Origin of the sequence: Flavobacterium aeripolare (assembly GCF_013294025.1) — a bacterium.
In the GTDB taxonomy this organism is placed as follows: Bacteria; Bacteroidota; Bacteroidia; order Flavobacteriales; family Flavobacteriaceae; genus Flavobacterium.
The window spans coordinates 19,899-31,908 of the sequence record NZ_JABSNL010000017.1 but is presented as its reverse complement, the minus strand read 5'-3'; the positions used below and the strand labels follow the sequence as shown (position 1 = coordinate 31,908).

At 34.6% G+C, this 12,010-nt stretch carries 10 protein-coding genes; 5 read left to right on the top strand and 5 right to left on the bottom strand.

All coding sequences use genetic code 11. From position 1 onward, the window contains the following. From HNQ00_RS15740 to HNQ00_RS15725, 4 genes are all read left to right on the top strand, one after another. A partial coding sequence (locus HNQ00_RS15740) for a PKD domain-containing protein (RefSeq protein ID WP_371739358.1) occupies positions 1-1,251 on the top strand: 1,251 nt, incomplete at its 5' end. A 75-nt stretch (positions 1,252-1,326) separates the two neighbouring features. Beyond that, positions 1,327-2,229: a gliding motility-associated C-terminal domain-containing protein gene (locus HNQ00_RS16405; RefSeq protein WP_173839458.1), complete on the top strand. Its 903-nt coding sequence runs from the start codon at positions 1,327-1,329 to the stop codon at positions 2,227-2,229. Positions 2,230-2,280: 51 nt separating this feature from the next. Beyond that, positions 2,281-3,192: a PorP/SprF family type IX secretion system membrane protein gene (locus HNQ00_RS15730; RefSeq protein WP_173839457.1), complete on the top strand. Its 912-nt coding sequence runs from the start codon at positions 2,281-2,283 to the stop codon at positions 3,190-3,192. A gap of 12 nt (positions 3,193-3,204) precedes the next feature. Next, positions 3,205-5,145 (top strand): OmpA family protein, encoded by a 1,941-nt coding sequence (locus HNQ00_RS15725; RefSeq protein WP_173839456.1) that lies wholly within the window; start codon positions 3,205-3,207, stop codon positions 5,143-5,145. An 825-nt stretch (positions 5,146-5,970) separates the two neighbouring features. Here HNQ00_RS15725 and dnaN read toward each other — a convergent pair. The 5 genes from dnaN to HNQ00_RS15700 all read right to left on the bottom strand — a co-directional run bounded on the left by dnaN (position 5,971) and on the right by HNQ00_RS15700 (position 10,803). Next, a complete protein-coding gene (gene dnaN / locus HNQ00_RS15720; protein WP_026708877.1) occupies positions 5,971-7,089 on the bottom strand; it encodes a DNA polymerase III subunit beta in 1,119 nt (372 codons plus the stop codon). Between the two features lie 109 nt (positions 7,090-7,198). Beyond that, the gene (gldG, locus tag HNQ00_RS15715) at positions 7,199-8,884 is read right to left on the bottom strand and encodes a gliding motility-associated ABC transporter substrate-binding protein GldG (RefSeq protein ID WP_173839455.1); all 1,686 of its coding nucleotides are present in this window, start codon (positions 8,882-8,884) and stop codon (positions 7,199-7,201) included. Then, positions 8,884-9,609 (bottom strand): gliding motility-associated ABC transporter permease subunit GldF, encoded by a 726-nt coding sequence (gene gldF / locus HNQ00_RS15710; RefSeq protein ID WP_173839454.1) that lies wholly within the window; start codon positions 9,607-9,609, stop codon positions 8,884-8,886. Before gldF ends, gldG begins: the two co-directional genes overlap by 1 nt. 45 nt (positions 9,610-9,654) lie before the next feature. Beyond that, positions 9,655-9,951, bottom strand: a complete 297-nt coding sequence (locus HNQ00_RS15705) for a putative quinol monooxygenase (protein WP_173839453.1) — start codon at positions 9,949-9,951, stop codon at positions 9,655-9,657. Positions 9,952-9,972: 21 nt separating this feature from the next. Continuing rightward, positions 9,973-10,803 (bottom strand): SAM hydrolase/SAM-dependent halogenase family protein, encoded by an 831-nt coding sequence (locus HNQ00_RS15700; protein ID WP_173839452.1) that lies wholly within the window; start codon positions 10,801-10,803, stop codon positions 9,973-9,975. A gap of 195 nt (positions 10,804-10,998) precedes the next feature. On the opposite strand from HNQ00_RS15700, the gene HNQ00_RS15695 reads away from it, so the two are divergent. Further along, complete coding sequence (locus tag HNQ00_RS15695) at positions 10,999-11,949, top strand: PhoH family protein (RefSeq protein WP_173839451.1); 951 nt, start codon at positions 10,999-11,001, stop codon at positions 11,947-11,949. The last annotated feature ends 61 nt before the right edge of the window (positions 11,950-12,010 follow it).

The window sequence follows — 12,010 nt, the reverse complement described above, 5'->3', positions numbered from 1 at the left end:
GTTAACCCAGCAGATGTAGTTATTACTTCTACACCAAAGGGACCATTAACAGTTAATACAGATGGAACAGTAACAGTTGCACCGAATACTCCAGCTGGAGATTATACGGTACAGTACACAATTTGTGAGGTATTAAACCCAGACAACTGTGATACAGCAACAGTAACAGTAACAGTTGAGAAATCGCCAATTGATGCAGTTGATGATATCGCAGGACCAATCAATGGTAATACAGGAGGAACAACTCCAAGTGTATTGACAAACGATACGTTGAACGGAACACCAGTTAACCCAGCAGATGTAGTTATTACTTCTACACCAAACGGACCATTAACAGTTAATCCAGTAGACGGAACGGTAACAGTTGCACCGAATACTCCAGCCGGAGATTACACGGTACAGTACACAATTTGTGAGGTATTAAACCCAGACAACTGTGATACAGCAACGGTAACGGTAACAGTTGAGAAATCACCAATTGATGCAGTTGATGATATCGCAGGACCAATCAATGGTAATACAGGAGGAACAACTCCAAGTGTATTGACAAACGATACGTTGAACGGAACACCAGTTAACCCAGCAGATGTAGTTATTACTTCTACACCAAACGGACCATTAACAATTAATCCAGTAGACGGAACGGTAACAGTTGCACCGAATACTCCAGCCGGAGATTACACGGTACAGTACACAATTTGTGAGGTATTAAACCCAGACAACTGTGATACAGCAACGGTAACGGTAACAGTTGAGAAATCACCAATCAATGCAGTTGATGATATTGCAGGACCAATCAATGGTAATACAGGAGGAACAACTCCAAGTGTATTGACAAACGATACGTTAAACGGAACACCAGTTAACCCATCAGATGTAGTTATTACTTCTACACCAAACGGACCATTAACAGTTAATCCAGTAGACGGAACGGTAACAGTTGCACCGAATACTCCAGCCGGAGATTACACGGTACAGTACACAATTTGCGAGGTTATAAACCCAGACAACTGTGATACAGCAACGGTAACGGTAACGGTTGAGAAATCACCAATTGATGCAGTAAATGATACATTAGGACCAATTGACGGTGGTGCAGGAGGGACAACTCCAAGTGTATTAACAAATGATACGTTAAACGGAACACCAGTTAACCCATCAGATGTAGTTATTACTTCTACACCAAACGGACCATTAACAGTTAATCCAGTAGACGGAACGGTAACAGTTGCACCGAATACTCCAGCCTGAGATTACACGGTACAGTACACAATTTGCGAGGTTATAAACCCAGACAACTGTGATACAGCAACGGTAACGGTAACAGTGATTGGAAATAGTATAGTTGCCAATGATGATAATTATACGACGACTGTTTGTAATACGAAAGGTCTTGCTCCAGTTGGAAACATCTTTGAAAATGACCTAATAAACGGAAGTGTATTCGCTGCCAATCAAGTTAATTTCAGAATTGTATCTGGTACTAATGATCAAATAGTTATTGATGAATTAGGTAACATATCATTAAAAGATGGTATAGTTTCTGGAGTGTATAACTTTACATATGAGATATGTGATAAGCTTAGCGTTACTAATTGTAGTACAGCGGCTATAGTTATTACTGTTGGAGATGATACTAATGACTTACCAACGGTTATTGAAGAGGTTTGTAATAGTGGAGTTGATTCTTATGACTTGAATACGCTATTGCCTACAGGTATCCCTACAAATGGAACTTGGATAGATGACAGTACTGGTAAACTAGTAGGAAGTATATTTACTCCGCTTGATGTCCCAGTTGGTACGTATAACTTTAGATATACTGTTAATACGACGGCTTGTCCGATCAACATGACGGTAAGTATGGAAGTTAATGATGATTGTGGTATAGTATTAGGTTGTGGAGCTATTGAAGTTCATAATGCCTTTTCTCCTAATAATGATGGAATAAATGATATATTTGTAATCGATAATATTGCTGATGTGGCTTGTTACCCTGAAAATGATGTTGAAATATACAACAGATGGGGAGTTCTAGTTTACAAAGTGAGAAACTACGACAATCAAAACAATTCATTTAGAGGTATCTCAAATGGTAGAACAACAATCTCTCAATCTGAAGGATTACCTACAGGAACATACTTTTACATACTTACTTATAAATCAGTAGATGGATTAGGAAATGTTCAGAATAATAAAAAAGACGGTTATTTATACCTGTCTAGATAATTAAATTTACTAGCTGTGGCCAAAACGGCCACAGCTATAAAAAAATGATAAATGAGAAAACTAGCATTAATTTACACCTTAGTATTTACTGGTTTAGCGGGTTTTGCACAACAAGATGCGCAATACACACAGTACATGTACAACACTATCAATATCAACCCCGCTTATGCAGGATCTAGGGGGGCGATGAGTATATTTGCTCTGCATAGAACGCAGTGGGTAGGACTTGATGGTGCTCCCGTAACAAATGCTGTCTCTGTTAATACACCGCTTAATAATTCCAACCTCGGTTTAGGAGTTTCTATTGTGAGTGACAAAATTGGGCCAACACATGAAAATGCTTTTTCTGTTGATCTTTCTTATTCTATTCCAACGTCTGAAAACTATAAATTGAGTTTTGGAGTAAAGGGTACTGCAAATCTTTTTGATTTAGATGTATCTAGACTTAACCCAGAATCTCAAGGTGATAGAACGCTGACGGATTATAACAATAAATTTACACCAAATGTAGGTGCGGGTTTATACCTACACTCTGATCGTGGTTATTTAGGATTGTCTGTTCCTAACTTTATTGAAACAGATCGTTATGATGATAATGAGGTAGCAATTTATACAGAAAAAATTAACTACTATTTAATCGGGGGTTATGTGTTTGATTTGAACTATTACCTTAAGTTAAAACCAGCATTCTTAACTAAGCTAGTTGAGGGAGCTCCTTTACAGGTGGATTTGTCTGCTAATGTATTATATGATGACAAGTTCTCGATTGGATTAGCTTATAGATGGAGTGCAGCAGTTACAGCAATGGCTGGTTTTCAAATATCAGACTCAATGTACATAGGTTATGCTTACGACTTAGCGACAACCAAATTGGATAATTACAACTCGGGATCACATGAAATATTTTTTAGATACGAGATCTTTAAAAATAATAAAAGAATTACGACTCCTAGATTCTTCTAAAAAAAATATCACATGAAAAAAAATATACTCTTTTATTTAATGTTTGTAAGCATCCTTTCAATTAATGCTTATTCTCAAAAAGCTAAGTTGAATACGGCGGAAACTCAGTATAATAATTTTGCCTACATCAATTCTATTGAAACTTTTGAGCGAATCGCATCGAAAGGTTTTAAATCAGCAGAAATTTTTCAAAAACTCGGAAATGCATATTACTTTAATGGTGAATTTCCTCAAGCCGCAAAATGGTATACGGAGTTATTTGCTTTAGGTTCTGATTATGACAAAGAATACTACTATAGATATGCTCAATCACTTAAGACAATAGGTGAAAATAAAAAAGCTGATGAATACTTAGAGAAATTTAGTACGATCGCTAAAGATGATAATAGAGCAAAATTCTTTCGTAATGAAGAAGATTATCTAAAAAGGATAAAAGCGAATTCAGGTAGATACGATATCAGTAAAACCAATATTAACTCTAAATATTCTGATTATGGATCGACTGTTTACAACAATAAATTAGTTTTTACTTCTGCTCGTGATACAGGTAGTTTAGGTCAAAGAATACATACTTGGACAGATCAATATTTTACAAGTTTATACAGTAGCGATTTAGATGAGAGTTTTAATCCAGGTAAAGTCGAACGTTTTGACAATCACCTTAAATCAAAATTTAATGAGTCTACTCCAGTTTTTACAAAAGATAGCTCTACAGTTTATTTTACTAGAAATAATTATCTAGACGGTAAGAGAGGTCAAAATGGAAGCGGTATTACATTAATCAAAATTTACAAAGCAGTATTAAAAAATAATGAATGGACAAATATTAAAGAGTTGCCATTTAATAGTAATGAGTACAGTACTGCACATCCAGCTTTAAGTCCTGATGAAAAAACATTGTACTTTGCTTCAGATATGCCTGGAACTTTAGGTCAGTCTGATTTGTTTAAAGTGGCAATATTAGGAAATGATTCATACGGAAAGCCTACGAACTTAGGACCAATGGTTAATACTCCCGGTAGAGAAACTTTTCCATTTATTAGTCAAGATAATGAAATTTATTTCGCGTCAGATGGTCACCCTGGAATGGGTGGATTAGATATTTTTATGTCTAAAATTAATGCTGATGGATCATTTAAAAGAATCGAAAATATAGGTTCAGATATAAATTCACCATTTGATGATTTTGCTTACTGGATTGATCTTGATACGAGATATGGTTTTTTCTCTTCGAATAAAGTCAATGGTTTAGGTTTTGATGATATTTATAAATTTAAGGAGTTAAGAAGGATTGGTTGCGAGCAAGCACTATCTGGTTTGATTACAGATGCTGTAAGTTTAGAATTATTACCTAACGCTAAAGTGTCTTTATACGATAATGAACATAACTTAATAGAATCTACCACTGCTGATGATAAAGCATTGTATAATTTTAATGTTGAGTGTGATAATACGTATTACGTACGTGCTGAGAAGGAGCATTACTTTACAAAAGAGGTTAGTGTAGTTATTCCAGATGAAAATGGTAGCACTGACTTGCCAATTGCATTAGAGACTTCTGTTAAGAAAGTAAAAGTAGGGGATGATTTGGCTAAGTTCTTAGAAATCCCGATTATCTACTTTGACTTAGATAAATCTAATATTAGACCAGATGCAGCTATAGAGCTTTCTAAAGTTCTTGACGTGATGTTGCAGACACCTAAAATGAAAATTGACATTCGTTCGCATACAGATAGTAGAGCTAGTGCAAAATACAATGAAAGCTTATCTGAAAGAAGAGCCAAATCTACTATGAAATGGTTAATCGATAACGGTATCAGTGCTGATCGTTTAACAAGCAAAGGATACGGTGAGTCTAGATTAATTAATAAGTGTTCTGATGGTGTGCAATGTACCGAAGCAGAGCATCAATTAAACAGACGAAGCGAGTTTATCATTATGTCTCTTAATTAGTAGGTGACATTATATTAAAAGAGAAAGGCAGTGTAATTATACACTGCCTTTTTTTTATGTTTTTTTTAAATGATATTTGGTATAAAATCTACATTGAAATTGTCTAACGTTTTTTGGGATATTGGCTTGCACTCTGAATAGCCGTTGTAGATTTAGTTATTAGCTAGCAGCTGCGCCTTCGTGTACATTTTTAAGTCTTTACAAGAATAGCTACGTTTAATATAATGTTATAGTCTGAACGCATTTTATGTTCTAGAATGAGCTAGAATTGGTTACGCTCCTTAATGTTGTAGAATGAACTTTTAAATAGCTATACTGAATTTTTTCTTCCCCATAATTTTTAACGATTTTAAAGGTGTCATGGTGTAATGCTAATGCATATTTAGAGCCTTCTTTAAAGGAATTGGTTATACTCCCTGTTCTTCATAAGGCTATAGCCTAATGTTATCGATATTGGCTTTATAGTTGTGGTGTTTAAAAGTTAACTTTATTATGCTAAATCTTCCTTTTTTAAACCATAGTATTGACTGAAAGTTTTGATGTAGCTTATTCGATCAAGATTCTAATTAAATAGAGCTTCACTTTGTATGGTTGTTGACGTGCTTTTTATTGCCATTCTAGCACTAATTACGCCATTATGTAATAGTAACTGTAAAACTAAAATAGCGCGTTATAAGGCATAAAAAAACCGCATATCCTTATGAAAAGGAAATAGCGGTTTTTTAAGTATAAAAATGGTTTGGTTAATAGCGTTTTTAGAATCACAATGATAAGTAAAATTATCCTTGTACAAAAACATTACTATAACAAAAACATAATAAATTGTTAACTGTTAAGCATTACTGGCATTACTAGCATAGTCACAGTTTCTCCTTCTTCTAGTCCATCAACAGGTGTCAAGATTCCTGCTCTATTAGGTAGAGACATTTCTAACATGATCATGTCAGATTGAAGATTTGTCAACATCTCTGTTAAAAAACGAGAGTTGTAACCTATTTGCATATCGTCTCCTTGATAATCACAAGTCAATCTTTCTTCTGCTTTGTTAGAATAATCGATGTCTTCTGCAGACACGTTTAATTCCGCACCAGCGATTTTTAACCTAATTTGATGTGTTGTCTTGTTAGAGAAAATTGCAACACGACGTACCGAACTTAAAAATTGAGAACGATCAATCATTAATTTATTCGGATTTTCTTTTGGTATAACTGCTTCGTAATTAGGATATTTTCCGTCTATTAAACGACACATTAAGATGTAGTTGTCAAAAGAAAAAGTAGCATTCGAATCATTATATTCTATCTTAACTTCAGCATCTGATGATGTTAAAATATTTTTTAAAATTGTCAATGGTTTTTTTGGCATAATGAAATCTGCTACCTGAGATGCTTTTACATCTGTACGTGCGTATTTCACTAATTTGTGTGCATCCGTTGCAACAAATATTAATCCTTCTGGTGAGAATTGAAAAAAGACACCAGACATAACTGGTCTCAAATCGTCATTTCCAGCAGCAAAAATTGTTTTGCTAATTGCAGTTGCTAAAACATCAGCAGGAACTAAAGTAACTGAAGGTTCTTCAAGATTTACAGCTTTAGGGAATTCCTCACCTGGTGCATATGCTAATGCGTATTTACCAGAATTTGAACTAATCTCAATTGTGCTATTTTCTTCTACAGTAAAAGTCAAAGGTTGCTCTGGGAAAGTTTTTAAAATCTCCAATAACAACTTTGCAGGCACAGCAACACTTCCTTCGCTAGTAGAGTCAATCGCTAAATTAGCTGACATTGTCGTCTCTAAATCTGAAGCTGAAACTGTTAATTCGTTGTGGTTTAATTCAAATAAAAAGTTATCTAAGATTGGTAAAGTATTACTACTATTAATAACACTCCCTAAAACTTGTAACTGTTTTAATAAGTATGAACTCGATACTATAAATTTCATCTGTTTTGTTTTATTTTTTATGGTACGTATTATAAGTTGTTTTTAAAACACGATACATTTTACAAATATATCGTAATCTATGCTAGTATTGAAAATTTTTTATCAACATCTATTTACTGTATTTTCTTTTTCTGATATAGGTGAATGCAAAACCAAATACTGTTAATAATAGAATTGGAAGCCCGATAGTTATCGCCTGTGTGCTGCCGTAGCGATCATAAACTTTTTCTTTATCTAGTAATGGTAGGTCTAGATCTTTACTTCTAATGTTAATAAGTCCAGTATCATCCATTAAGTAGTTAACACAATTAAGCATGAAATCTTTATTATCGTATAAATTCCCAGAGCGTTGATCAAATCCTAACTCTACCGGCTCACCTTGTTTGTCTAATTGATTTTTTACAATGTCTCCATCGGCAATTACGATCATTTTTGATTTTGATGCTTTTGTTTTAAAGTTATTTTGTTCGAAAGGTAAAACCCTATTCTCGTACATAGAATTAAAAGTGCCCTCCAGAAGAACAGCCAAAGGAATATTTCCAGTGTTGATATAATGATTAGGACTCGTCTCTTCGGCAACAATATCTAAGTTGATTTCTATAGGTGTTCCAAGTTTTTTCGAATATTTAGAGGACTTTAATAGGACTGTTTTTTTAATTCCGTTTTTTAAGGTATCAATGGCGTTTGCAAAATCAAATTTAATACCTCCTAAATTCTTAACAATTGGATGTTGGCTTTGTGGGTACACTAAGGGAGCAAATTTCCAATTAAAATCCTGAAATTGTGTGCCGCTACCTTGTTCGCCTGTGGCAAGTTTTATAGGGCTACCTTGTTCGTCCTTTACAATATCAGGGTTGATTCTTACTCCGTATTTAAAAAACAAATCATTTAAATTTAGATCTCTAGGAAATGCAAGCGTCGATCCTGATTCATTGTACAAACTATCCATCTCGATAGCTACTTGGTCCACTAACCATAAAGTCTTTCCTCCATGAATTAGGTATTGATCTAGAACTTGTTTTTCTTCGTCAGAGAATGTTTCTGTAGGTTTTGCAATGATGGCTAGATCATATTTCTGCAAAGCATTTAGTGTGTTTATTGGGTCTGTAGCTACAGAGTCTAAAGTAAACGGACCTATGTGGTAGCTCTCTCTCATTTGTAATAAGAACTTTGCCATCGATACATCGGCAAGTTCGCCATTACCTTTTATAACTGCAATTGATTTTTGCCTGCTAACAGTTAATTTATTCAACGCATCAGCGATCGAATATTCTAAGTGCTGTACTGATCCTATTACTTTCTCGGTAATAGTTGCACCCATTCTATTTTTTAATAGCGGAATGTTGATTTCCTTATTGTCATAAACGGCAATCGCCCAAGGAAAAACCATGGCTTGTGATTGCTTACCTTTATCATCAACTGTTATGTTTACTGGCGTCAAACCTTTTTGATATAACTCCTTAACGTTACTCATATTTGCATCCTCATTTTCTAATGGGTCTACAAATTCAAAATATATATTTTTGTTATACGCCTGAAATTCTTCTAGTAGTTGTCGCGTTTCTTGTTGCAATCTCTTAAATTCTGCAGGTAATTCTCCTTGCATATAGATTTTAATCGACAGTGGGTTTTTTACCTGTTTTATAATCGCTAGAGAAGTTGGAGACAAGGTGTATCGCTTGTCCTTTGTCAAATCAAAACGGTGAAAATAAAAGTTGCTCGCTACATTAGCAATAATGAGCAGTAAAACAATCAATAGCAATGATTTGATGTTCTTGTTTTTAGTAGTTTTCATTACAGTTTAATTGATTTGAGATTGTATTTTGTAATCGAAAGAAAAAGCATAACGATACTTAAAAAGTAAATAACATCTCTAGTGTCAATGACACCGCGACCTAAACTCTTAAAATGATCTTGCATTCCCAAATAGGATATATATGGCGCATAGGTAGGACTCAATGTTGCCAACCCCTCAAAACCAAAATAAAATAAAAAACTAATAAAAACAGCAATGATAAAAGCCACAATTTGATTATCTGAAAGGCTAGAGCAAAATATTCCAATTGAAGCATAGGCAGCAACTAATAATAGCAAACCACAATAAGCACCTACTGTACTTCCCATGTCGATATTTCCCGCTGGCATTCCTAAACTCCAAATTACTAAGACATAAATAAATGTTGGGATAATGGCGATCACTATTAGAACTACGGCAGCAAAAAACTTCCCGCCTATTATTTCGTAAAGAGACAAAGGTTTTGTTAGTAATAGTTCAAGTGTACCTTGCTTTTTCTCATCTGAGAAACTGCGCATAGTAACGGCCGGAATTAGGAAAATTAAGATCCATGGAGCCAAGGTGAAAAAAGGGGAGAGATCAGCAAAACCGGTATTCAAAATGTTGTATTCGCCTTGAAAAACCCAAAGGAAAAGACCATTTAAAATTAGAAATAAACCAATGACTAAATAGCCGATGGTTGACCCAAAAAACGAATTGATTTCGCGAAATAATATTGCTTTCATGCTAGCGTATTTTAAGAGTAAACGTTTATAGAACTAGATTAGTGTTTATTGTAAGCTAGCAAGTTTATTTACGCTCCAAGCTTCGGGCTTGTCGTTGAATAATTTTTTTGTAAAAGACCATACTTCGTTGAAAAAGTCAGACTTTCGATAATTTTCTAAATCGCTTTCTTGCTCCCAGTAACTGTAAGTAAAAAAGATGTTTGGATTGGTTTTGTCTTGGTATAATTCTAATAATAGATTACCTGGAGTGGCTCTAATTTGATCTTTTATGGTTTCAAAATTCTCTAAAAATGCAGCAATGTTCTCTTCGTGAAAACTTAATTTTACAATACGTACAAACATGAAATTGTGATTTTATAGATTTTAATTTTTAAATTCGATAGAAACAACATCTCTGTAGTTCAGTCCTAGTAAACTATGAGCAGAACCTACAGTAGCAGGATTACTCCTGAAAATGGCGATCTCTAGATATCCAGCCTCATTAAAAAGGGCTAGTTTTTCACCTTCGTAATTTTTAATAGGATATTTATCTGAGCTGGCAATTGCTGAGTAACTAGGGAGTATCGTTTTGATATTCTTAGTTCTCATAATAATTTCATAAGGGCGACCCTTTGCAACTTCTACAAATTGTTGTTTAGAAATATTAGTAACAACATTCCCAAAATGGTCGATGTAAACAACATGACCTTTTATGGCATTATTGCTATCTGAAATTACCGCCTTCAAAGCTGTGATTTCTTTTATAGAATCCGTTTCCCTACCTATTACATTTAGTAAGCCTCCCTTTGCAATATGACAGGCTACTTTTACAAATACATCCATTCCAGAGGCGTCACTAGGCAAGCGGTCATGAATATTTATAGCAACAACTTTCTGAGGAACTATCTTTTGTGACAGCATACTCAAAATACCGTTGTCAGCGGCAATAAAATAAGAGTCATTCCATTGCATAGCGATATGTTTGTTCTCTTTGTTTAACTCCATATCAACTCCTATCAAGTGCACAGTACCTTTTGGGAAACTACTGTAAGCTGCTCCTACAATGTAACTTGCTTCAACAGTATTAAAGGGGTCAATGTGGTGCGAGATGTCAATAATGGTAGCTTCAGAATACTCAGATAGGATCTTCCCTTTCAACGCACCAACAAAGTGATCTTTCAAACCGTAATCTGTAGTAAGGGTAATTATTGACATAATTTTATTTATAACTATTGGTGTTGTCTAAAAATAATTTTCATTAAATTTGAGAAGTGCAAAGCTAATAATAGTAAATTCAAAAAAGTAAAAAATAGATACAAAATCGAACTAAATAGGGAAATTAAATCCCACTTTATTATTGCACAAAAATAGAATTACTTATCAACTAATTTTAATTTAAAACTACAACTTTTGAACGAAAGAATCATAGAACTTATAGACATTGCTCCAAAAGATTTTTGGGGTGCTCAAGATGCTCACCTTGAAATAATTAAAAAATATTACCCAAAGCTTAAAATTGTAGCGAGAGGGACTACTTTAAAAGCATTTGGTGAGAAAGAAATTTTAGACGAATTTGAGAAACGTTTTCAGCGTTTAATGGTCCATTTTACAAGGTACAACACAATAGATGATAACGTGATTGAACGTGTAATTCTTGGTGATCCGCAAGACGACAAGAGGATGGCTGGTAATGATAAAATCCTTGTTCATGGTGTGGGTGGTAAAATCATCAAAGCCATGACGCCTAACCAGCAATTACTTGTCGATACCATTAATAAAAATGATATGGTGTTTGCAGTAGGACCTGCTGGAACGGGTAAAACGTATACAGGAGTAGCTATGGCAATTAAGGCACTTAAGGAGAAACAAGTAAAACGCATTATCCTTACGCGTCCAGCAGTAGAAGCAGGAGAGAACCTTGGTTTTTTACCTGGCGATATGAAGGAAAAACTAGATCCATACATGCAACCGCTTTATGATGCACTTCGTGATATGTTACCTAATGAAAAATTAGAAGACTATATCTTAAAAGGGATTATTCAAATTGCACCTTTGGCATTCATGAGAGGTCGAACACTAGACAACGCTTTTGTAATTCTAGATGAGGCTCAAAACACTACGCATTCGCAAATGAAAATGTTTTTAACTCGAATGGGAAAAAGCGCCAAGTTCATGGTAACAGGTGATCCCGGTCAAGTTGATTTACCGCGCCGAACAATTTCTGGATTAAAAGAAGCGCTTTTAGTTCTTAAAGATGTTGATGGCATAGGAATTATTTATCTCGATGATAAAGATATAGTAAGACACAAGCTGGTTAAAAAAGTAATTGATGCTTACAAACAAATTGAGAATCAAGATTAAAGTTTTTGCCTACTAAAAATAAATAGTATATCTTGCTATTGCGCGGCCCCACTAGGGGTCG

Bases quoted from the DNA above. Each gene is read 5' to 3' on its own strand.
- HNQ00_RS15730 (WP_173839457.1), top strand. From the start codon at position 2,281: ATGAGAAAACTAGCATTAATTTACACCTTAGTATTTACTGGTTTAGCG.
- HNQ00_RS15725 (WP_173839456.1), top strand. From the start codon at position 3,205: ATGAAAAAAAATATACTCTTTTATTTAATGTTTGTAAGCATCCTTTCA.
- dnaN (WP_026708877.1), bottom strand. From the start codon at position 7,089: ATGAAATTTATAGTATCGAGTTCATACTTATTAAAACAGTTACAAGTT.
- gldG (WP_173839455.1), bottom strand. From the start codon at position 8,884: ATGAAAACTACTAAAAACAAGAACATCAAATCATTGCTATTGATTGTT.
- gldF (WP_173839454.1), bottom strand. From the start codon at position 9,609: ATGAAAGCAATATTATTTCGCGAAATCAATTCGTTTTTTGGGTCAACC.
- HNQ00_RS15705 (WP_173839453.1), bottom strand. From the start codon at position 9,951: ATGTTTGTACGTATTGTAAAATTAAGTTTTCACGAAGAGAACATTGCT.
- HNQ00_RS15700 (WP_173839452.1), bottom strand. From the start codon at position 10,803: ATGTCAATAATTACCCTTACTACAGATTACGGTTTGAAAGATCACTTT.